General features: G+C 62.9%; 22 protein-coding genes. 10 read left to right on the forward strand and 12 right to left on the reverse strand.

Annotated features, from left to right (window positions below):
• Positions 1-55: 55 nt before the first annotated feature.
• Positions 56-1087, reverse strand: coding sequence for a HoxN/HupN/NixA family nickel/cobalt transporter (locus P9292_RS18715; protein ID WP_309964081.1), 1032 nt, complete (start codon positions 1085-1087; stop codon positions 56-58).
• Positions 1088-1389: 302 nt separating this feature from the next.
• On the opposite strand from P9292_RS18715, the gene P9292_RS18720 reads away from it, so the two are divergent.
• From P9292_RS18720 to P9292_RS18750, 7 genes are all read left to right on the forward strand, one after another.
• A complete protein-coding gene (locus P9292_RS18720; protein WP_250493264.1) occupies positions 1390-2484 on the forward strand; it encodes a fatty acid desaturase in 1095 nt (364 codons plus the stop codon).
• Between the two features lie 62 nt (positions 2485-2546).
• The gene (locus P9292_RS18725; protein WP_309960615.1) at positions 2547-3362 is read left to right on the forward strand and encodes a PhnD/SsuA/transferrin family substrate-binding protein; all 816 of its coding nucleotides are present in this window, start codon (positions 2547-2549) and stop codon (positions 3360-3362) included.
• A gap of 134 nt (positions 3363-3496) precedes the next feature.
• On the forward strand, positions 3497-4492 hold the full coding sequence (locus P9292_RS18730; protein ID WP_250493262.1) for a luciferase-like monooxygenase: 996 nt from the start codon (positions 3497-3499) through the stop codon (positions 4490-4492).
• 212 nt (positions 4493-4704) lie between these two features.
• On the forward strand, positions 4705-4956 hold the full coding sequence (locus P9292_RS18735; RefSeq protein ID WP_370652151.1) for a hypothetical protein: 252 nt from the start codon (positions 4705-4707) through the stop codon (positions 4954-4956).
• A gap of 401 nt (positions 4957-5357) precedes the next feature.
• Complete coding sequence (locus tag P9292_RS18740; RefSeq protein ID WP_244828406.1) at positions 5358-5687, forward strand: H-NS family nucleoid-associated regulatory protein; 330 nt, start codon at positions 5358-5360, stop codon at positions 5685-5687.
• A 648-nt stretch (positions 5688-6335) separates the two neighbouring features.
• A complete protein-coding gene (locus tag P9292_RS18745; RefSeq protein ID WP_244828407.1) occupies positions 6336-6740 on the forward strand; it encodes a helix-turn-helix domain-containing protein in 405 nt (134 codons plus the stop codon).
• 34 nt (positions 6741-6774) lie between these two features.
• Complete coding sequence (locus P9292_RS18750) at positions 6775-7374, forward strand: hypothetical protein (protein WP_250526617.1); 600 nt, start codon at positions 6775-6777, stop codon at positions 7372-7374.
• Positions 7375-7563: 189 nt separating this feature from the next.
• On the opposite strand, the gene rhaS is transcribed toward P9292_RS18750, so the two are convergent.
• The 6 genes from rhaS to P9292_RS18780 form a co-directional block, all read right to left on the reverse strand.
• Positions 7564-8577, reverse strand: a complete 1014-nt coding sequence (gene rhaS / locus P9292_RS18755; RefSeq protein WP_244828410.1) for a rhamnose ABC transporter substrate-binding protein — start codon at positions 8575-8577, stop codon at positions 7564-7566.
• 97 nt (positions 8578-8674) lie between these two features.
• The gene (locus P9292_RS18760; protein WP_250509946.1) at positions 8675-9679 is read right to left on the reverse strand and encodes an ABC transporter permease; all 1005 of its coding nucleotides are present in this window, start codon (positions 9677-9679) and stop codon (positions 8675-8677) included.
• On the reverse strand, positions 9672-10712 hold the full coding sequence (locus P9292_RS18765; RefSeq protein ID WP_409015393.1) for an ABC transporter permease: 1041 nt from the start codon (positions 10710-10712) through the stop codon (positions 9672-9674). Before P9292_RS18765 ends, P9292_RS18760 begins: the two co-directional genes overlap by 8 nt.
• Positions 10712-12235, reverse strand: coding sequence for a sugar ABC transporter ATP-binding protein (locus P9292_RS18770; RefSeq protein WP_309960621.1), 1524 nt, complete (start codon positions 12233-12235; stop codon positions 10712-10714). Before P9292_RS18770 ends, P9292_RS18765 begins: the two co-directional genes overlap by 1 nt.
• Positions 12236-12384: 149 nt before the next feature.
• On the reverse strand, positions 12385-13275 hold the full coding sequence (locus P9292_RS18775; RefSeq protein WP_250466773.1) for an amidohydrolase: 891 nt from the start codon (positions 13273-13275) through the stop codon (positions 12385-12387).
• Between the two features lie 33 nt (positions 13276-13308).
• Positions 13309-13623 carry an L-rhamnose mutarotase gene (locus P9292_RS18780; RefSeq protein WP_250526616.1) on the reverse strand — a complete coding sequence of 105 codons (315 nt, stop codon included), beginning with the start codon at positions 13621-13623 and terminating at the stop codon, positions 13309-13311.
• Positions 13624-13784: 161 nt separating this feature from the next.
• Between P9292_RS18780 and P9292_RS18785 the strand changes: the two genes are divergently transcribed.
• Complete coding sequence (locus tag P9292_RS18785; protein ID WP_250509943.1) at positions 13785-14741, forward strand: LysR family transcriptional regulator; 957 nt, start codon at positions 13785-13787, stop codon at positions 14739-14741.
• Here P9292_RS18785 and P9292_RS18790 read toward each other — a convergent pair.
• The 5 genes from P9292_RS18790 to P9292_RS18810 form a co-directional block, all read right to left on the reverse strand.
• Positions 14728-15510, reverse strand: a complete 783-nt coding sequence (locus P9292_RS18790) for an SDR family NAD(P)-dependent oxidoreductase (protein ID WP_244828419.1) — start codon at positions 15508-15510, stop codon at positions 14728-14730. The genes P9292_RS18785 and P9292_RS18790 overlap by 14 nt on opposite strands.
• Positions 15511-15521: 11 nt before the next feature.
• Positions 15522-16700, reverse strand: coding sequence for an L-rhamnonate dehydratase (gene rhmD, locus P9292_RS18795; RefSeq protein WP_244828420.1), 1179 nt, complete (start codon positions 16698-16700; stop codon positions 15522-15524).
• A 32-nt stretch (positions 16701-16732) separates the two neighbouring features.
• Positions 16733-18058: an MFS transporter gene (locus P9292_RS18800; protein WP_250493259.1), complete on the reverse strand. Its 1326-nt coding sequence runs from the start codon at positions 18056-18058 to the stop codon at positions 16733-16735.
• Between the two features lie 57 nt (positions 18059-18115).
• Positions 18116-18877 (reverse strand): SDR family NAD(P)-dependent oxidoreductase, encoded by a 762-nt coding sequence (locus P9292_RS18805; protein ID WP_250466764.1) that lies wholly within the window; start codon positions 18875-18877, stop codon positions 18116-18118.
• Between the two features lie 128 nt (positions 18878-19005).
• On the reverse strand, positions 19006-19188 hold the full coding sequence (locus P9292_RS18810) for a hypothetical protein (protein ID WP_309960628.1): 183 nt from the start codon (positions 19186-19188) through the stop codon (positions 19006-19008).
• Positions 19189-19426: 238 nt separating this feature from the next.
• Between P9292_RS18810 and P9292_RS18815 the strand changes: the two genes are divergently transcribed.
• A complete protein-coding gene (locus P9292_RS18815) occupies positions 19427-19696 on the forward strand; it encodes a hypothetical protein (protein ID WP_250493258.1) in 270 nt (89 codons plus the stop codon).
• Between the two features lie 292 nt (positions 19697-19988).
• On the forward strand, positions 19989-20843 hold the full coding sequence (locus tag P9292_RS18820) for a helix-turn-helix domain-containing protein (RefSeq protein WP_244828425.1): 855 nt from the start codon (positions 19989-19991) through the stop codon (positions 20841-20843).
• Positions 20844-20848 lie beyond the last annotated feature (5 nt).

A 20848-nucleotide genomic window follows, 5' to 3' on the forward strand; every position in this document is an offset into this window, starting at 1 on the left:
GCGGCGAAGCTTTCAAGCAGAAAGAATGCCCGACGAGTCAGTTTGAAGACATTTTCTAGCGGACGATGCCGCCATCGAGCGAATCATAGCCGCGCCACTTGTAGATCAGCGCTGAGATAAGCCAGCACGCGGCGAAGAGACCGACGATTGCATAACCGAGCGCGCCGAAGTGTTCGGAAAGCACGGCGACCGCGTCCCACAGTCCGCCCTTCAGTTGCAACCGGTCGGCGATCAACCCGAGCGCTTCGATGCCGCCTATCAGCACCGCGATCAGCACCGAGACCAGCGTGACCGTGAGGTTGTAGTAGAGCTTGCGGATCGGCTTCATGAAAGCCCAGCCATAGGCGCCGACCATGAGCATGCTGTCGGCGGTATCGATGAGCGACATGCCCGCGGTGAAAAGCACCGGAAACACGAGGATCGACCACACCGGCATGCCGCGCGCGGCTTCCGCGGCGGCGATACCCATGAGGCCGATCTCGGTCGCCGTGTCGAAACCGAGTCCGAAGAGAAAGCCGAGCGGATACATATGCCAGCTTCGGCTGATGAGGCGGAAAAGCGGCCGGGCGATGCGCGCGATCGGTCCGCCGCCCGCCATCAGCAGATCGGCGTCGTCGTCGCGCCATGCTTCGCCGCGACGCACGCGCCTGAATGCGCGCCAGACGCCGCCCAGCACGAACAGATTCATCGCCGCGATGGCGAAGAGAAAAAGCGCGGAGACGGACGTCCCGATCACCGCGCCGATCTCACGATACTGCGCAAAGCGGCCCTGCAGGGCGAACGCGGTCGCGGCAATGAGCGCGCTCGCCACCACGACGACCGTCGAATGGCCGAGCGAGAAGAAGATGCCGACGCCAAGCGGACGCTTACCCTGCTGCATCATTTTGCGCGTGACGTTATCGATGGCGGCGATGTGATCGGCATCCACGGCATGGCGCAGTCCGAGCGAATACGCCAGCAGCGACGTGCCGAGCAGCACCGGATAGTGCCGGAACGCGACGAGCGCCCAGAGCCACGCGAGCACATTGAAGACGATGAGCCCGGCAAACATGCGCGTCGACTTGCGTCGCAGACTGAAAGCGCCCATTCGCCCGGCAGTCTCGATGCCCGCGCTGTGACTCGGGTTAGCGTCTCTGTCGTGAAATCGGGACATGTCGGTGGATTTGGGGCCACAAAGGGTCAAAGGATACCGCGCTTCGATGGGCGGCCAATAATCGGCGCGGCCACTCCCGCGCGTTCGGCGCGTTCACCGGCAATCACGTGACCTGCCGCATATATGACTTTTTGCCTATTCCTATTCGCTGAGCGGGGAAAACATAGGCGGATTCATTGGTTGGGCGCATCGAAGCGCGCAGCTAGGATGGCACTTCGCTTATCCCGACTTTCGCCATGCCCCGCTATCTCGACGACGCGCAACGCGAGCAACTCCAGGAACAACGCGCGACGTGGCGCTGGCGCAGCGCGTGGCCGACGTGGCTCGTGATCGTCGCGGTGTACAGCGGCTGGTTCGGCGTGGCGCTCCATGCGCGCACGCTCGGCTTGCCGGTCACGCTCACGCTGCTCGCGGTGCTCTCGTGCTGGTACATGTCGCTGCAGCACGAACTGCTGCATGGACATCCCACGCGCTGGCCGCTCGTCAACATGCTTTTCGGCCTGGCGCCGCTCGCCGTGTGGTTTCCGTATGCGGTGTATCGCGACTCGCATCTGCGTCATCACGACGACGCGCATCTGACCGAGCCCGGCCGCGACCCGGAAAGCTATTACGTCACGCCGGAGCAGTGGGCCAATGCGGGCGTCGTATTGCGCGCGGCTCTCGCTGCCCGCAATACGTTCTTGGGCCGCGTGCTGATCGGTCCATGGTTCTCGATCGCCGCCTCGTGGCGCGAAGCCGCGCAGGCGGTCGCGCTGGGTCAATGGCGGATCGTCGCGAGCTGGCTCGTGCACGCAGCGTCGCTTGCCGCGCTTGCATGGTGGCTCGATGCCCGTTGCGGCATTCCGTGGCGCGCGTTTCTGTTCGGCGTCGGCTATGCATCGCTGGCGCTGGCTTCGGTGCGATCGTTTCAGGAGCATCGGGCGGAAGGCGATGCCCGCGAACGCACCGTTCTGAACGAGGCCGCGTGGCCCTGGCGACTGCTGTTTCTGAACAACAATTATCATTCGGTGCATCACGACTTGCCCGGCGTGCCGTGGTTTGCGCTGGGCGCGGTGTATCGGCAGCGGCGCGAAGCATACGGCGCGAGCAATGGCGGATTTGTCGTGCGCGGGTACGGCGAGTGGATCAAAAAGCATGCGTTCGCGCGCGCGGTTTCACCGGTGCATCCGTTCGCGGGCGGGACGCGCGCGCCGGTGGAATGGATCGCCGATACCGCCGTCACGACGCGCACGAACGCGATGCAACGCGGCGCGGCCAAGCGCTTCGGGCAGCCGGTGCTCGTCAGGGCTGCGGCGTCCACGCGTGATTCGCGCTCGGCGAAGGTTTCGTAGATCGGCTTGCGGCCGAGCCGCCCTGTACGATAGAGCGCTCTCGCTTCTCGCAAAGCTCGCCCATGCAATGGATCACCGCCCTTCCGATGTACAACGTCACGCCCGCGCTGGCTGCCGACTGGCGCGCGCTGCTGACGGACGTGAAAGCGCGGGTGACAGACTGGCTGGACGAACGCGCTGATACGCTCGACATCGTCGATCCGGGCGGGGATCTCACCACTTTCTGGCAACGCGACGATCTGCTCCTGTCGCAAACCTGCGGTTATCCGCTCGTTCACGCGCTCGAAGGCCGCGTGCAACTCGTCGCCACGCCCAATTTCGATGTCCCCGGCTGCGCGAACGGCAGCTATCGCAGCGTGATCGTCGCCGGAAAGCACACGCAAGCGACGACGCTCGCCGACTGTCGCGGCCTCAGAGCCATCTACAACAGCGACGACTCCAACAGCGGCATGAACTTACTGCGTCACGCGGTCGCGCCGCTGGCCCGCGAGGGCCGCTTCTTCGCTTCGGTCGAGCGAAGCGGCGGGCATCTGGCTTCGCTTCAAGCGCTCGCGACGGACCGAAGCGCGGATGTCGCCGCCATCGACTGCGTGACCTTTGCTTACGTGCGCGAACATGTGCCGGACCTAGCCGAAGGCGTCAGGGAAATCGGCGTGACGGCGAGTTCGCCCGCGCTGCCTTTCATCGCCTCGAAGCGGGTTCCGCGAGACGGCATCGAGCGGCTCGCCGCCGCGCTCGCGGATTCCGTACGCGACCATCCCGCGCTTGCGCAACGGCTGCGGCTCGACGGCTTCGTGCGCCCCACGCGCGCCGACTACGCGCCGATTCTCGACCTCGAACGCGATGCCATCGCGCAAGGCTATCCGCGGCTCGCCTGATCGCTTCGGCAAGAATCCCGCACATTCGGCACAATCGACTTTTAAACGCGAGGCGCCGGCGCGGCTTGTCCGCCAGCCGGGCCTGAACGCTGACGGCCACGCTTCTCGCCGTCCCACGCATCCGGAACGTCGCAATGATCCCCTTCTCGCTTCTAGACCTCTCACCGATTCCGCTCGGCTCGACCGCCTCCGACGCCTTCGCGCATTCGCTCGACCTCGCCCGTCACGCGGAAAGCTGGGGCTATAACCGCTACTGGCTCGCCGAGCATCACAACATGACGGGCATTGCCAGCGCGGCGACGGCGGTCGTGATCGGCCATATCGCGGCGGGCACCAAGACCATTCGCGTCGGCTCGGGCGGCATCATGCTGCCGAATCACGCGCCGCTCGTCATCGCCGAACAGTTCGGCACGCTCGCGTCGCTGTTTCCGGGACGTATCGACTTGGGCCTCGGACGCGCGCCCGGCACCGACCAGACCACGGCTCGCGCGCTGCGTCGCGACTTGCAAGGCAGCGCCGACTCCTTCCCCGACGACGTCGTCGAACTGCAGCGTTTTTTCGCCGATCCCGTCGAGGGACAACGCGTGCGCGCAGTGCCCGGCGCCGGTCTTCATGTGCCCATCTGGCTGCTCGGCTCGTCGCTCTTCAGCGCGCAACTGGCGGCGGCGCTCGGGCTGCCGTTCGCGTTCGCGTCGCATTTCGCGCCGGATTATCTGCTGACCGCGCTGGAGGTGTATCGCACGCAGTTCCGGCCATCGGCGACGCTCAAGAAGCCTCACGCGATGGTCGGCGTGAACGTCTTCGCCGCCGATACCGTCGATGAAGCCCTCTTTCTATTTACCTCGCTGCAGCAGCAGTTCATCAATTTGCGGCGCGGCACGCCCGGCCAGTTGCCGCCGCCCGTCGACCAGATCGCGTGGAGCGAGGGCGAGCGCGCAGGCGTCGAGCGGTCGCTCGCGTGTTCGGTGGTCGGCGCGCGTGCGGATGTCGAAGCGGGTTTGCGCTCGGTGATCGAGCAGACTCAGGCCGACGAGTTGATCGTCACGGCGCAGATCTTCGATCATCGGGCGCGTCTGCGCTCGTTCGAGATCACGGCGGAAGTACGCGATTCGATTGCCGCCGGCGGTTGAATCGGCGCAACGACGAAGGCCGCACGACATTCGGGAAAGCCCCTACGCTTTACGCGCGCGCTTTTGACAGGCAATAATGAGACAGGCGGGGCGCGTGCGCGCTTCGCATCTGCTTATCCGCCGTGTCTGCCTTCGTCGTGCGCCCGAAATTCGTGCATGAGAGAGGAGGCGCGGCAAGACAACAACAAATACGTCGCAAGACGGGAGGAAGAATGTCGATGCCGAAAAGCGCCGCCACGGGCGCCATGACGCTCCTGACGGAATACGATGAATCGAGCGGCCAGGAAGTGCGTTCGCTTCGGCTCGAACCCGCTTCCGACGGCAAGGCTGTTCTGCTGATCGAGATCGACGAGCGCAAGCCGGGTATTCATCGTGAAGTTCGTTATGAAATTACGCCCGCCGAACTGATTGCGGCAATTCGCGCGCACGGTGCGGAATTGCCGGGTGAACAACATAGTCGTTAAAACAATTTAATAGTTGGCGCAAGCAGCATACAATAGCGTTCGGGCGACGCATCAGCCGTTCGGGAAACCGGGCGGTTCGAGTGTCGCTTTCCCGTAGTTCGTAGCCTCCCGACGTGACCTCCCGCGCGCACTATAGTCGTGCGTCCGTCATGGCGATTCCCGCACGAGCCAATGTCCGAAGCCGGTATTACTGTTATATAGCCGACACAGCGGGGACATTAATCGGTGTGGGCGGCGCGTGTGACGGGATAAGCGCGGTCTGCGGTAAATACACTAATTGACGCACGTTTCACTGTGCGTCACGCTGGAAAAAACATATCAAACCTAGTCATCGAGCCGCCCCGGTCCGCGCGGGGCATCGGTTCGTCTTTCGCAAATCAAAAAGCTGAATCAGGAAAGCCGTGGACGAAAGAAAGCGAGACAGCATCATCGCGTATTTACGCAGCCGAATGGTCGAGTTCGGCATTACGGAAGGCGCGCTGGCCGAAGCATTGGCCGACGCACCAGCGGCCGAACCGCCGCCCACCTTTACCAAGACCAACGGCGCCAACGGTACGGCGAAGCCAGCTCGGGCCATGCCGCAATTGCCGTCACTGCCGCAATCCGGAGACGGCGCAGCGCCGATTTTCCGTAACGCCAGCGGCGATACGTGGGACGGCCTGGGCGACATGCCCGAATGGCTGAAGCGCGCCGTGCATGCCGGTCAGGATATCGAGTTTTATCGCGTGTAACGCCCTTCCTCGTTTCCCCGCCTTTCGGATACGCATGCACGGTGGCCAATAAACGCCATCATTATGCGTAGTCATTTAGCGCGATTCGTAAGGCATGGGCGTTTCGCCTTCGTCATTGTCACCTCAGGCCATGCAAGCGGAATGCTCCGCGCGCTTCTGCGCGCGCCGGTTTTTCGCAAAGACGGCGTGGTTAATCGCGCCCGCATTTGCCGACCGGCCGTGCACATTCGAAACGCACACGCATGCAATTGCGCGGCTCGGCGCGTGCGAAGCCTCGCGCATAGGCAATTCATCGCGAATAATCAAGCCTAAAAAATTTCGACGATGGTTCCCTTTCGCGGCGGAAAACGTTTATTGGTGGTGACCAGTACCCGGCTTTCCTGAAAGCGCCGCCGTTTCGCGAACACTTCATCGTTACATCCAGCACACCGTTAGTACACCGCAAGTACGCCGAACAGGTCCCGCAGTCTTTGCTCGACAGGGGGGAACGCATGAACGCTTACCGACGCCTCGCGCGCCACGATACCGAAACCGAAACTGATTGGCAGCTGCATCGACAGACGAGGAAGCGGAGCACGCGCTCAGACCTCGCCTTGCATCGCGGCTGACGTATAGCGTCCGCGAAACGCGTATCGAACGAGGAGCGCCATGTTGCCCCGGCCCACTACCCTGCCGAGCGTCGAGCGGCGCATGACAGCCGGGCGCATGTTGCTCGAAGGGGCATCGGTGCAGGCCGTGGCGGAGCATCTGCATCTGTCCTTGCAGACGGTGAAGCGTTACAAGGCAATCGTGTCCGATGGCGGGCTCGACGAGCTCGCGAAAATGGGCGTGGGCGGACGGGTATCGGTGCTGGACCGCGAGGCGCTCGAATGGATCGCGGCCGCCTTGCAGGGCCCGGCGCGCGTGCATGGTTTTGCGAGCGACGCGTGGACCAACTCGCGTCTGCGCGAACTGATCGAGCGGCGCTTCGGCGTGCGTTATTCGCGCGTCTATGTGTGGCAGATCGCGACCAATCTCGGACTTGGGCATCTGCTGTCGAAGTCGCGACGCTGATGCCGGTGATGTTCAAATATCAAAGGAGATGACCATGCTTCGAACTTCGCGTCGTGCAGGCAGTTCATGGATCGGATGCGCACTCGTCGCGCTTGCTTGTGTCTCGGCTTTGCCGGCTGCGGCGCAGGATGCCGCGTCGGAACCGCAAGCGCGAGCCGGGGCGGCGGTGGCGCAAGTGCAGGCGCATGTGGTTGGCATTGACCCGGTGACGAACAGCGTCGCGCTGAAGGGGCCAGCGGGGCGCGTCGTGGAAGTCGCCGTCAATCCGCAGGTCGCCGATGTCAAGAAGCTCAAGATAGGCGACACGGTGAACATCGAGTATCGCAACGCCGTGCTGATGCGCGCGGTCAAGGCGAAGCCGGGTGCGATTCGTGAGCGCGTCGACACGCAAGCGACCGTTCCGGCGACGAACGGCGTGACGGCGCAGGCGCGCACGGTGGAGATACTGGCGACGATTCAACACATCGACAAGAAAAAGCGCGAGATCACGCTACGCGGCCCGACCCACACGGTGACGCTTGCGGTCGCGCCGGACTTATCGCTTGACGGCTTGAAGTCCGGAGATATGGTGCATGCGCAATTCGAATCGGCGACGGCCATTCAAGTGCTCAGGGACGGGCAGCCCTTACGCTGATCTTGACGCGCAATCGCCATCCTCAGGAAAGCCTTTGCGGATCAATGCGTTGGATGGGTCACGCAGCGGCTATCCACAGGGCTTTCAACAGAAACTGTGGATAGTTTCGTGGATGACCCATTTGCATACGCGAATAAAAAAGCCCCGCGACCGCGGGGCCAACCTCTCATTCCCACTACCCTTTCGACCTCAGAAATTGAAGTTATCGATATTCGCCGAATCGAACGTCGTAGGCGGCCCGAGAATCACTTCCCCGCTCTTTCCCACGGTCCGCTTGCCCAGCTTGCCGGCTTCGAACGAATCGCCTTCCTTGCCCGTGATCGTGCCCGAGGCAAGACTGGCCGCCGCGTACGCCGCGAGATAACCCAACTGACCCGGGTCCCACAACTGGAACGCCTTGACCGTGCCGTTCTTCACGAACGCGCGCATCTGGTTCGGCGTGCCGAGACCCGTCACCGTGACCTTGCCCTTGGCCGGCGAACTCGAGATATAACGCGCCGCCGCCGCGATGCCCACCGATGTCGGCGCCACGATTCCCTTCAGGTTCGGATAAGCCTGCAACAGGCCCTGCGTCTCCACGAATGATTTTTGATCGTCATCGTTGCCGTAGGCGATCTTCACGAGTTTGATCTTCGAATACTCCGGCTTCTTCAGTTCGTCCTGCATCCATTTGATCCAGGTGTTTTGATTGGTCGCGTTGGGCGTCGCGGAGAGAATCGCGAATTCGCCTTCACCGCCAATCAGCTTCGACAGCAACTGGATCTGTCCACGTCCGATCGCTTCCGACTCGGCCTGATTCACGAAAATCTGCCGTCCGTCGGGCGCGGTGTCCGAGTCGAAAGTCACGACCTTGATGCCCTGCGACATCGCTTTTTTCAGATACGGCACGACCGCGTTGGCGTCGTTGGCGGCGATCACGATGGCGTTCTGCCGCTGCGTGATCAACGTGTTGATATAGCTCACCTGTGACGACGCGCCCGCATCCGACGGGCCGACGACCTTGCCATCGCCCTTGAACTCCTTGATCGCGGCCATGCCGCCGTCATCGGCAATGACTTCGTACGGGTTATTGATCTGCTTGGGCAGGAAAGCGATCTTCAGCCCGCTCTTCAGCTCGGCGGCGCTTGCGGCAAGCGCCACGGTGGCGGCCAGCAAGGCCGCCGCGAGCACCGGCCCGCGTGAGAATCGATACGGTTTTTTCATGTATGTCTCCTGTCATTGCGCGCGAGTTTTGCCTTTGGACAAACCGTTGCGCTGGTTATCAACGTTCTTCAATGCACCCTCGACCAGCCTTCAACACCTACGACGTCTGCGCCATGAAGCGTCTTTCACGCGCGGCCCGCCAGCGCGCGACCAGATTGGGAATCAGCACCGAGGACAGCAGCAGCGCCCCGGTCACGATAGTCAGTGTTTCGCTCGATACATCCGCGAGCGTCAGCGCATTGCGCAGCACGCCGATGATCACGAGCGACAGCAGCACGCCGATCATCGACCCGCGTCCGCCGAAGATGCTCACGCCGCCGAACAGCACCGCCGCGATCACCGACAACTCGAAGCCTTCGCCGTTGTCGCCGCGCGCACTCGTGAAACGCAGCGTATAGACGATGCCCGCGAGCGCCGCCATCGCGCCGGACAGCATGAAGAGCCTGATCTTGGTCTTCGCCACGTCGATACCCGAAAACTGCGCGGCCGTGGGGTTCGCGCCGATGGCAAAGAGGCTGCGACCGAACGGCGTCGCCTGCAACAGCACCGTGAAGACGAGCGCGCCCGCGATCACGAGAACGAAGGGCATCGGCAGGAAGGTATCCGCGATGGTATCGATGCCAAACGACGTGTACGACGCCGGAAAGTCCGCGATGGCCTGATCGCCGAGCAACACGTAAGCGAGACCCCGAAACAGCGCAAGCGTGCCGATGGTGACAGCAAGCGATGGCAGATTGAAGCGCACGATCACGAGCCCGTTGAGCAGCCCGGCCATTGTGCCCGCGACGAGCACGATGGCGATGACGAGCGGCATCGGCAAGCCCATGTGCCAGAGCACGCCCATCAACGCGCTCGACACGCCCAGCACCGACGCCACCGACAAATCGATTTCCGCCGCGACGATGATGAGCGTCATCGGCAAGGCGATCAGCGCGATCTCGGTGAAATCGGCGAGCATGTTCGAGAGGTTCGCGCCGGAAAGGAACATCGGCGAAAGCACGCGTCCGCCGATCAGCGAGACGACCAGCACGATGGCGAGCATCGCCTCCCATTGCAGATGACGGCGTTTTGCCGTGGAAAGAGCCGAGTCGGGTTTAGCCATGATCGCGTTTCCTCATCATGCGGCGCGCGACCGAGCGCGCGAGCAACGTATCCAGCGCGATCGCCGCGACGATCAGCGCGCCTTGAATGGCCTGCTGCCAGAACGGCGACACGCGCAACACCACGAGCGCGATGTTGATGACGCCCAGCACCAGCGCGCCAAGCGTCGCGCCCGCCACCGTGCCGACGCCGCCCGTGATCGCAACGCTGCCGACCACCGCCGCCGCGACCACCTGCAGCTCGATGCCCTTCGCCGTGCTGGCATCGACGGTGCCGAAACGCGCAAGCCACAGCACGCCCGCAAGGCCGGCGATCGCGCCGGACAGTAGGAAGCCGATCATCACGCGGCGGTCCACGCGAATGCCCGCGAGACGCGCGGCTTCGGGGTTCGAGCCGATGGCGTAATGCTCGCGGCCGCCGCGATACTGCTTCAGATACACCGACAACGCGATCAGCACGACGAGCGCGATCAACACGAGATTCGGCACGCCGAGCAGCGATCCGGTTGCAATCGTGGCGAAGCTATCCGGCAGACTCGTCGCGTTGATCTGGCCGCCGTGGACCCACGCGTAGTCCGCGCCGCGCACGATATACAGCGTCGAGAGCGTGGCGACGAGCGACGGCACGCGCCCGAAGGTGACGAGCGCGCCGTTCACCGCGCCGATCACGAGCCCGACGCCCATGCCCGCGAACATCGCGACGATCACCGGCATGTGCGGGTTCATCACGAAGAGGCTGCCGACCGCATAGGCGCTCACGCCGACGATCGACGCGACCGACAGATCGATATGCCGCATCAGCATGACGATCGTCATGCCGGCCGTCAGCAAGCCGATGATCGACACATTCAGCAGCACGTCACGCAGATTCTGCAGATTCAGAAAGTCCGGCTTCACCGCAGCGGTCGCGCCAATCAGCACGAGCAGCACGATGAAGAGCGTGAGCTCGCGACTCTTCGCGATCGAACCCGCGAGACTCTCGCGTTTCGTTTCGGCGGCAGGCAGCGCGGGCATGGTGGGAGAGTGTCGTGTCATCATGCGGCGCGTCCCAGGGTTTGCGGCGATGCGCCCAACGCGGCGCTCATCACCCGTTCTTCGTTTGCATCGGCGCGAGCAATGTCGGCGCTGATACGGCCTTCGTGCATGACGAGCACGCGGTCCGCCATGCCGAGCACTTCGGGCAGCTCGCTTGAAATCATCAGCACGGCCATGCCCTCTTTCACGAGTTCGGCGAGCGTGCGATACACCTCGGCTTTCGCGCCCACGTCGATACCGCGCGTCGGTTCATCGATGATGAGCACCTTCGGATTCGTCGCGAGCCACTTGCCGAGCACGACCTTCTGCTGATTGCCGCCCGACAGCGTGCCGACGGGCGCATCGAGATCGCCGGCCTTGAGGCGCAGGCGCTTGCCCCAGTCGGCGGCGAGCGTCGATTCGCTTTTCGCGGAGATGAGCCCGTGCCGCATCAAGCGGCCGAGCACGGTGAGCGATGCATTGCGCGCGATGCTCAGTTCCAGCGCGAGCCCTTGCGCGCGGCGATCCTCCGGCACGAGCGCGAGGCCCGCGCGCACCGCTGCCGCCGGATGGCCGAGGGCGAGCGCCTTCCCCGCGATCTTCACTTCGCCGCCATCGACCGGATCGATGCCGAAGATGGCGCGCGCGACTTCGCTGCGTCCCGCGCCGACGAGGCCCGCGAGCGCGACGATCTCGCCTGCGCGGACATCGAAGGAAATGTTCTTGAATACGCCTTCGCGCGTCAGGTTGCGGACCGAGAGACGCACGTCGCCTGGCTGAACGTCCGCCTTCGGATAGAACGTGTCCAGATCGCGGCCGACCATCTTGCTCACGATGGCATCGATGGTCATGTCGCTGGTGAGCGCGTCGTAGACCTTCATGCCGTCGCGCATGATGGTCATGCGCTGCGTCAGCGCGAAGACTTCGTCGAGCCTGTGCGTGATGAAGAGGATCGCGACATCCCGCTCACGCAGCGCACGCACGATGGCAAAGAGCCGCTCCACTTCCGTTAGCGAGAGCGCGGCGGTGGGCTCGTCCATGATGAGCACGTTGGCGTCGAGCGAAAGCGCCTTGGCGATCTCGACCACTTGCTGGTCCGCGATCGACAAGCCTCGCACGAGCCGTTGCGCGCGCAGGTTCACGCCGAGCGACGCGAGCAACGCATCGACTTCGCGATGCATTTCGTCGTAGCGTATGCGTCCGAGCCGGTCGCGCGGCTGCCGGCCCATGTAGATGTTCTCCGCGATGGAAAGGTCCGCGAACAGCGTCGGCTCCTGATAGATGACGGCGAGACCGGCATCGCGTGCCTCGGCGGGATTGGCGAAGCGGCGCGGTTCGCCATCGACCATAATCTCGCCTGCATCCGGCTGATACACGCCGGCGAGCAGTTTGACGAGCGTGGATTTACCCGCGCCGTTTTCGCCGAGCAACGCGTGGACCTCGCCCGCGAAGAGTTGCAGGCTGCCGTCGCCCAATGCGCGCACGCGGCCGAACGCCTTGCTCGCGTGCCGCAATTCGAGTCTTGGCGGCTTGTTGGTTGTCATGCGCTGTCTCCTGTTTGTCGGCCGAAGCTGGCGCTTGCTCCGGCCTGTGCAACGCCCTGTACCTTGGCGTTGCGCCTGAGCGCTTACGCGGGTTTCACGCGACGCCTTCGATCGAGTCCGACGCCAGTTCCGGTCTTCGAACGTTGCTATCAAATGCGGTAAATCCGCTCCGCATTACGCACGAATAGTGCTTGCTTTTCGCTGTCGCTCGCGTCGCTCACGATTTGCGCGTAGGCGTTCCACAGCTGTTTGTAAGTACCGAAAAGCCTGTCGACCGGGAAATTCGATGCGAACATCGCGCGGCCGACGCCGAAGGTATCGATGGTTTCGAGCACATACGGCCGGAAGCTCTCCACTGTCCATTCGTGATCGAGCATGGCGAAGCCGCTCAGCTTCACCGCGACGTTCGGACAAGCCGCGAGCGCACGCATGCCGTCGCGCCACGCGCGATATCCTTCGACCGAAGACCGGTCCACGAACATCCCCGCATGATTGACGATGAACTGCGTGTTTGCATGTTCGCGCGCGAGTTGCGCGGCATCGTTCATCTGCGACGGATAAAGCTGCAAGTCGAACGACATGCCGAAGCGCTCGAGCAACGCGAAGTTCCGGCGCCACCGAGGCTCGTGCATGAAGTGCCGCCCGACGTAGTCATACAACGGATTTTCATGCACGTTGAGAATCTGCCGGATGCCGCGCGTGTTGGCGAAGGCCGCGTGCGCTTCGAGCACGGCAGGCGCATCGTCGGCCGACAAATCCGCGCCCGCCACGATGCCGTTCGGCATGCCGCGGCCGGTGTCGTCGGCGAGTCCTTGCAGCCAGCGCGTTTCCTCGACAGGATCGGCGGGATCGTGGTTCGCATCAACGTGCACGATCTTCAGCACTTCGATGTCGCCGGCATCGCGCAACAGATCGGCGAGCAGATAGTCATGCTTTAAATCGCGCGCGTCGCCGACGAACGATGTCTGCGGATTCGCCAGCCACGGATAGTGATGCGTGGACAAATCCCACAAGTGGATATGCGGATCGACGACCTGCATGATGGTGTTCCTCACGAGCTTGGAAATGCGCGATTACGGAAGATGAAAGACGGGCGCAAGCGGCACGGCAACAGGCGCGTTGTCCGCATGCGTTTCCATCAGCGCGGCCATGTAGTCCCACCATTTGCGCATGATGGGCAAATGCGGCAACGCGTCGGTCGAATGCGTGCCGGTGCGCTTGTAGGTGGCGAACAGATGTCCGGTCGCTTCGTCGAGAAAAATCCAGTAGTCGCGGATGCCCGCTGCAACGAGCGCATCGGCCAGTTCGGGCCATATCTCGCGATGGCGCTTCTCGTATTCCTCGCGCATGCCCGGCTTTAGGGTCATGCGAAATGCCATTGTCTCCATGGCGGACCGCCTGATTTTGTTTAGTGAGCCCGAATGTTCGCGGCTCGTTGTGCTGCGACTATAATTCGCCGACCGATAACACGACAATCCGAAAGAAGGATTGGCCGATCGCAAATGCGTATCGGTTTGAAGCTACTGCGTTGCATCACCGCGGACCGACAATGAATCAGAACGTCTCACAGGTGGCGCTCGTCAATCGCCTGAAATTCAAGCATCTGGCGCTGCTCGTCGCGCTCGACGACGCGCGCAATCTGCACCAGGCCGCCGATGCCATCAACGTCGCGCAGCCGAGCGCGAGCCGCATGCTGGCCGATATCGAGGAAGCGTTCGGCTTCCTGCTCTTCGAGCGCAACGCGCGCGGCATGCAGCCAACGCCGCTCGGCATGTCCGCGCTCGCCTACGCGCGCCGCTCGCTTGCCGACCTCACCCGCTTCGCCGACGACCTCGACAACAAACGCCGTGGCGGACATGGCCAACTCACGGTCGGCGCGATCATGGGCGCCGCGCCCGACGTGCTCGCCATGGCCGTCACCGAACTCAAGTCGGAGCGGCCGCTGCTCAACGTGCGCATCCTCGGCGAAACCAGCGACCAGGTCGTGCAACTGCTGCATCGCCGCGAAGTCGATCTCGCGCTCGGCCGTCTCACCACGCCTTTGCAGCACAACGACTTCGATTTCGAACCGCTTGCGCGCGAAGCCATGCGGCTCGTCGTGCGCGCCAGACATCCACTCGTTTCGAAGACGACGCTCGCGCTCGATACACTCGTCGGCTGGCCGTGGATCCTTCAGCCGATCACGAGTCCCGCGCGTCATCTCTTCGAGGATGAACTCGCGCGTGCCGGGCTCACCACGCCTGCCGATATCGTGGAATGCGCGTCTATCTTCGCGACGCTGCAACTGCTGCAAAACAGCGACGCCGTCGCAATGCTGCCGGAATCCGTCGTGCGCGATTATCTGCGCGCGCAATTGCTGGTGGAACTGCCCATTGAAATCGGCAAGAGTCTGTCGGGCTTCGGCTTGCTGCGCCGCAAGTTCGAGACGCTCTCCGAACCCGCCGAATACTTCATCGCGCTGTTGCGCAAGTATTCGGCGTCGTCGCTCGCGGTCACTGCAGGTTGACGAAGAGACCGCCATCCACGAGCAGCGACGCGCCCGTCACGTAACGCGCGCGATCCGATGCCAGAAACACGACGCACTGCGCCACATCGTCCGGTTCACCGAGTCTTCCGAGCGGAATGCGCTTTTCCATATAGGCGCGCTTTTCCGTATCGGACAAGTCTTCGGCGTTGAGGTCGGTGGCGATGGTGCCCGGCATCACCGAATTGCAGCGGATGCCGTAAGGGCCGAGCGCGATGGCGCACGATTGCATCAGCGAATGCACACCCGCCTTGGTCGGCGTGTAATGCGTCTGCATGCCGCCGCCGACGAGCGCGCTGATCGAACTCGTCGCGATGATCGCGCCACCCGTGCCCTGATCCTTCATCTGATTCGCCGCGGCCTGCGTCACGTAGAACGCGCCGTTCAGGTTCACCGCGACCGTGGTTTCATAGACCGATGGCGGCATGTCGAGAAACGCATGGAACGGACAGATGCCCGCGTTGCTCGACAGCACGTCGACGCGCCCGAAGGCGTCCACCGTGCGGCGCACGAGTTCGCGGCCGGTCTCGTGTTCGGCGACATTGCCTTCGACCGCAATCGCGCGGCGCCCGAGCGCCTCGATCTCGCGCAGGATCGACTCGACCGCGTAGCCCTTGCCGTACGACTTGTCGTTGTCGCCCCAATAGTTGATCGCGACGTTCGCGCCTTCGCGCGCGCTCGCCAGCGCGATCGCCCGGCCGATGCCGCGCGAGCCGCCCGTCACGATCACCACTTTGTCTTTCAACAGCATGAACGTTTCCTTCAATGAGTGTACGGACGCGTCAACGCGCATTCGGGATTCAGCCGCACGCCGAAGCCCGGCGTCTCCGGCACCTTCATGCGGCCGTTCACCGGAACGGGTTCGTCGAGCAGCAAGGGCGTGAACATCGGCACGACCTGATCGGCTTTCTCGGCCATCATGAGGAACTCGGCGAACGGCGAGTTGTGACGCGTCACCACGAAGTGATAGCTATACACCGACGAACCGTGCGGCACCACGAGCACGTTATGCGCATCCGCGAGCGCCGATATCTTGATGAGCTCCGTGATGCCGCCGCACCAGCCGACATCCGGCTGCACGAGGTCCGCGCAGCCCATCTCGAAGAGCATGCGAAAACCCCAGCGCGTGGCTTCGTGTTCGCCCGTCGTCACCATCATGCCGCCTGGCACCGCGCGGCGCAGTTCGGCATAGCCCCAGTAATCGTCGGGCGGCAGCGCCTCTTCGATCCATTTCAGGCCATACTCGCGCGCCGCGTTCGCGAGGCGCTTCGCGTAGTTGAGGTCGAGGCTCATCCAGCAGTCGAACATGAGCCAGAAGTCGTCACCGACTTTCGAGCGCATGTCGGCCAGTTTGGCGATGTTCTTCGCGAGCCCTTCCTCGCCTTCGGCCGGTCCATGCTGCAAAGGCATCTTGCCGCCGATGAAACCCATCTCCTTGGCGAGATCCGGCCGCGCGCCGGTTGCATAGAACTGGAGTTCATCTCGCACCGGGCCGCCGAGCAACTGGAAGACGGGTTCCTGGCGCACCTTCGCGAGCAGGTCCCACAACGCCAGATCGACACCCGATATCGCGTTGAGCACGATACCCTTGCGCCCGTAGTACAGCGTCGCGAAATACATCTGATCCCACATCTTTTCGATATCCGTCACGCGCTGCCCTTCGAGGAAGCGCGCCAGATGCTTCTCGACGATGAATGCGCCGATCTCGCCGCCCGTCGTCACCGCGAAGCCGACCGTGCCATCGCTTGCCTCGATCTCCACGACGAGCGAGCCGAGCACGTTTAGTCCGAACGACTGACGGCTCTGGCGATACTCGGGATAACGCGCCATCGGCGTCGAGATGTGATCGTCGATCCAGTGGTTCGCGCCCTGATCGTGATAATCGGCGCCGCCGCCGCGAACGGTGAAAGCGCGCACTTGGCGAATGGTGGGCATGGACATGAGTGTCTGTCTCCGTTTGAAGGCGTTGTTGTTCAGGATGCGCTGGCGGGTTTGGCGCGGGCATCCCGCGAGGCGTCGCGCTGCGGCACGCGCACGAAGGCGACGATCACGAGCGCGGCCAGGACGCTCGCCGCGCCGAGCACCATGAGTCCGGCGCTGGTCGAATGGAATGCAGCTTCGGCGGCGGTGCGGGCCATCGGTGCAAAGAATCCGCCGAGGCCGCCCAACGAGTTGATGAGCGCGATGCCGGCCGCCGCGGCCGCGCCAGTGAGATAACGCGTCGGGAACGTCCAGAAGAGCGGCTGGGCGGCGATGAATCCGCTCGCGGCGCAACACAGCGCGAAAAGCGATACCACCGGCGTTCCCGCGATGCCCGACACGACGATCGCGACGCCCGACATAACGAGCAACGCGATAGCGCACACGCGATGCTTGCCGGTGCGATCCGCATAACGCGGCACGATCCACGTGACGATGACGGCCGCCACCCACGGCAACGCGGTCACGAGTCCGACACGAAAACCGACCTTGGTTCCGAGCAGCGCGGACACTTGTTGCGGCAGATAAAACACCACGCCATAGACGGCGGCCTGGATCAGGAAATACGCGCAGCACAAGACCAGCACGCGCGGATCGATGAGCGCCGCCAGCACGCCACGCGGTCCGTGCGATGACGCGTTGCGGGCGTCGTCATCGAGACGCGCGACGAGCAGCGCGCGTTGATCCTGAGTGAGCCAGCGTGCGCGGGCGGGGTCGTCGTCGAGATACCAGAACGCCCAGACACCGACGATCGACGCGAGCAAGCCTTCGACCAGAAAGAGCCATTGCCAGCCCGAAAAGCCGAGCGCGCCGTGCAAGTCCAGCAGCAATCCGGACAAAGGCGCACCGAAGATGAACGCGAGCGGCGCGCCGAAGTAAAACACGCCGAGCGCACGCGCCCGAGCGCTTTGCGGGAACCAGCGCGTCAAGTAATAGACGATGCCGGGAAAGAATCCGGCTTCCGCCACGCCGAGCAGAAAGCGCAACGTGTAGAAGGTCGTGGCGTTGTGCGCAAAGGACATCGCCGCCGAAACAAGACCCCACGTCACCATGATGCGGCACATCCACAGCTTCGCGCCCACGCGATGCAAGAGCAGATTGCTCGGCACCTCGAAGATTGCGTAGCCGACGAAGAACACGCCCGCGCCGAACGCGAACGCGGCATTGGTGAGGCCGGTGTCCTGCTGCAGCGCCTTCTGCGCGAAACCGATGTTCGCGCGGTCCAGAAACGCGAGCACATACATGAGCAGCAGAAACGGCAGCAGCCGGCGCATCACGCGGGACGTGACGGCGCCTTCCGCGCTAACGGAGTCATTCATGTCTCTCTCCAGGTCGCCTTGCTTTTTTATGATGGCGATCGAGCAATCACGGCGATATCAATAAGTCGCGCGTCCGCCCGACAGATCGAACACCGAGCCCGTGCTGAACGCGCAGTCTTCCGACGAGAGCCAGAGGATCAGCGACGCGGCTTCCTGCGGCTGAAGAAAGCGGTTCATCGGGATTTTGGACAGCATGTAGTCGATGTGCTGCTGCGACATCGAATCGAAGATTTCGGTTTTGGCGGCGGCCGGCGTGACCGCGTTGACGAGAATGCCCTTGCCCGCGAGTTCCTTGCCGAGCGACTTGGTGAGCCCGATCAGCCCGGCCTTCGACGCGCTGTAGTGCGAGGCGTTCGGGTTGCCTTCCTTGCCCGCGATGGACGACACGTTGACGATGCGCCCGTAACCCGCCTTCAGCATGTGCGGAACGACGGCGCGGCAAGTGAGATACGGCCCGATCAGATTGACATCGACGACGCGGCGCCAGACATCGGGAGCGAGTTCCCAGGTCGTGCCGTTGCCGCCGGTGATGCCTGCGTTGTTCACGAGGACATCGATATGGCCGTGCGCGGCGAGCGCTTTCTGGACGGCCGCCTCGATGGAGGCTTCATCGGTGAGTTCGACGACTGCGTCGCTCACCTTGCGGTCTTCGTGCTTGGCGGAGAGTTCCGCAGTCGTGCGTTGCAGCCGTTCGCCGTCGACGTCCCACAGCACGACATCCGCGCCCGATTCGAGCGCCCGTTGCGCCACCGCGAGGCCAATGCCGCGCGCGCCGCCTGTTACGACCACCGTGCGGCCCGCCAGATCGATCCGGTTCATCCTTTCGTCTCCTTTTTGTTGCGTCATTCATGCAAGAAATGAATGCCGTGAGACGCACTATAGTCCCACGGCAATAGCGCAACAATTCGAAAGGGCAATCGTTCGATAGCGAAAGCGGATCGGCTGGCTTATCGACGAGCAGGTTTTGCGTCGCGTGAGCGAAGTTTGAACATGCGCCGAGGTGTCTCGGGGTGGACTGCAGTCCCAGACCTTTCCAAGTGCTGGTCGTGAAAGGCGCGGTCGGCGAACATGGCAAAGGCAAATAAAGCGGCGATACCGATTGGGCTAAAGAGAAGAATGGCGACGAACACGAGAAACTCCTTAAACTGGCTACGTCGCAGTATAAAGCGATAATCTCGGTCAAATTATCCTCAACTTCGCAAAACGCCGTTTAACTATCGAAGCGACTTTTTAGGATGGAGCCGATTTCCGAATGTTCAAGTAGCGTTCGCAGCCATCGTCGGGAACGCGCGTTGCTATAGCTCTTCACGGTCGCATTGACCAGACGATAAATCGGGCCGCGCCCGAACATTACTCACATAAGAAAGCATGTTCACACCGAAAGCCTGCACTGCCACTTGCGTACTCGACGGAATGCCCGTCACGCTCACGTACTTCCCCGACACCACGCTACTGCGCATCACAGACGCAACCGGACATTGCGTCCGCGAGACGCGCTGGCCCGCACCGTGGCGCACGCTGCTTGCCACCTTGCGCGAATTCAGTGGACGCGACGCCGAAAGCCAGCTTTCCACGCTGCTCGACGAAATGCCCGTCGTGCAAAAATCCGCGCGGCAAACCGCGCCCGCATTCGCCTGAAACCGCCGCAACCGATGCCTGTTGCGCAATCGAGCGTCGCGGCTCGCGACGCCGATCCGACGCCCCTGGCGGGTCGATCGGCAACACTTACGCACGCCTCGTAAACCACGATCTTCAATGAGCGCCAACGAACGACGGCAGCAATCGCACGAAAGTAAAATGCAAGCTCATTGTCGATCGTCCGCCAGTCCGTTTTGAGTTCGCTTAGCCGCGCCCTTTACAATGTGGCACTCAGGCGTCTTGCCTCGCGCGAACCGCTTCCTTGTCGACACCCCTCTACGCATTTGGCTGTATGGTCACTGAAACGTCTTCATCGGAATCGCTCGCCGTCGCTGAGCGCGTGCGTGAGCTCATGGCCCGCCACGGTATTGGCAAGCGGCAGCAAACCGCGGAACTGTGCCGCATCCTCGACCTGAGTTTTTCGCAAGGGCACCGCAAACTGCGCGGTAACAGCCCATGGACGCTCGCGCAAATTCGCAAGGTCGCGGACGCGTTCGACGAAGCCGCGCTCAAGCTCTTCGAACCCATCGACACGCGCGCCGACGAGAGTGAAGGCACGGCGCACGACGCGGTGCTCAAGATCGGCTCGCTGGAAATTCCCTGCATGACGTGGGTCGGCAATGCGCTGGACGCGGGCAGCCGGCCCGACTTCATCGCGCAGAAGCTGAATAACCGCTGGATCGTCTCGCGTCACGAAGGCGTGCTGCTTCACGAAGCGTTCGACGTCCACAAGATCGAGATCCTGCCGCGCCGCGCGGATATTGAGAAGCCGATCATCGCCGTGGTCGACGACGATCACGCTTCCGCCGACAATCTGCACGACTATCTGGAATTCAGCGGCTTCACGGCGATGGCTTACTACGGGCTCGACGCGTTCCACGAAGCGCTGCAAGTGCAGGTGTTCGATGCCGTGGTGATCGACTGGCTGTTCGGCGTACACACGTCAGCCGGCGCCATCCGCGACGTGCGCGAGTCGGACAATCCGGATGCGCCCATCTTCGTGCTGACAGGCGAATTAACCACCGGCAAGGCGAGCGAGTCCGAAATCAGCCAGGTGATTCGCGACTACAACGTGACGTGTTTCGAAAAACCGGCGCGGCTCGGCATTCTCGTCGCGGATCTTTCCAAGCGGCTTTTGCGTAGTTGAGTCCG

The organism is Caballeronia sp. LZ001, assembly GCF_031450875.1.
GTDB lineage: Bacteria > Pseudomonadota > Gammaproteobacteria > Burkholderiales > Burkholderiaceae > Caballeronia.

Bases quoted from the DNA above. Each gene is read 5' to 3' on its own strand.
- P9292_RS18735 (WP_370652151.1), top strand. From the start codon at position 4,705: ATGTCGATGCCGAAAAGCGCCGCCACGGGCGCCATGACGCTCCTGACG.
- P9292_RS18730 (WP_250493262.1), top strand. From the start codon at position 3,497: ATGATCCCCTTCTCGCTTCTAGACCTCTCACCGATTCCGCTCGGCTCG.
- P9292_RS18715 (WP_309964081.1), bottom strand. From the start codon at position 1,087: ATGGGCGCTTTCAGTCTGCGACGCAAGTCGACGCGCATGTTTGCCGGG.
- rhaS (WP_244828410.1), bottom strand. From the start codon at position 8,577: ATGAAAAAACCGTATCGATTCTCACGCGGGCCGGTGCTCGCGGCGGCC.
- P9292_RS18770 (WP_309960621.1), bottom strand. From the start codon at position 12,235: ATGACAACCAACAAGCCGCCAAGACTCGAATTGCGGCACGCGAGCAAG.
- P9292_RS18815 (WP_250493258.1), top strand. From the start codon at position 19,427: ATGTTCACACCGAAAGCCTGCACTGCCACTTGCGTACTCGACGGAATG.
- P9292_RS18760 (WP_250509946.1), bottom strand. From the start codon at position 9,679: ATGGCTAAACCCGACTCGGCTCTTTCCACGGCAAAACGCCGTCATCTG.
- P9292_RS18765 (WP_409015393.1), bottom strand. From the start codon at position 10,712: ATGACACGACACTCTCCCACCATGCCCGCGCTGCCTGCCGCCGAAACG.
- P9292_RS18725 (WP_309960615.1), top strand. From the start codon at position 2,547: ATGCAATGGATCACCGCCCTTCCGATGTACAACGTCACGCCCGCGCTG.
- P9292_RS18780 (WP_250526616.1), bottom strand. From the start codon at position 13,623: ATGGAGACAATGGCATTTCGCATGACCCTAAAGCCGGGCATGCGCGAG.
- P9292_RS18790 (WP_244828419.1), bottom strand. From the start codon at position 15,510: ATGCTGTTGAAAGACAAAGTGGTGATCGTGACGGGCGGCTCGCGCGGC.
- P9292_RS18820 (WP_244828425.1), top strand. From the start codon at position 19,989: ATGGTCACTGAAACGTCTTCATCGGAATCGCTCGCCGTCGCTGAGCGC.
- P9292_RS18800 (WP_250493259.1), bottom strand. From the start codon at position 18,058: ATGAATGACTCCGTTAGCGCGGAAGGCGCCGTCACGTCCCGCGTGATG.
- P9292_RS18745 (WP_244828407.1), top strand. From the start codon at position 6,336: ATGTTGCCCCGGCCCACTACCCTGCCGAGCGTCGAGCGGCGCATGACA.
- P9292_RS18775 (WP_250466773.1), bottom strand. From the start codon at position 13,275: ATGCAGGTCGTCGATCCGCATATCCACTTGTGGGATTTGTCCACGCAT.
- P9292_RS18785 (WP_250509943.1), top strand. From the start codon at position 13,785: ATGAATCAGAACGTCTCACAGGTGGCGCTCGTCAATCGCCTGAAATTC.
- P9292_RS18805 (WP_250466764.1), bottom strand. From the start codon at position 18,877: ATGAACCGGATCGATCTGGCGGGCCGCACGGTGGTCGTAACAGGCGGC.
- P9292_RS18720 (WP_250493264.1), top strand. From the start codon at position 1,390: ATGCCCCGCTATCTCGACGACGCGCAACGCGAGCAACTCCAGGAACAA.
- rhmD (WP_244828420.1), bottom strand. From the start codon at position 16,700: ATGTCCATGCCCACCATTCGCCAAGTGCGCGCTTTCACCGTTCGCGGC.
- P9292_RS18750 (WP_250526617.1), top strand. From the start codon at position 6,775: ATGCTTCGAACTTCGCGTCGTGCAGGCAGTTCATGGATCGGATGCGCA.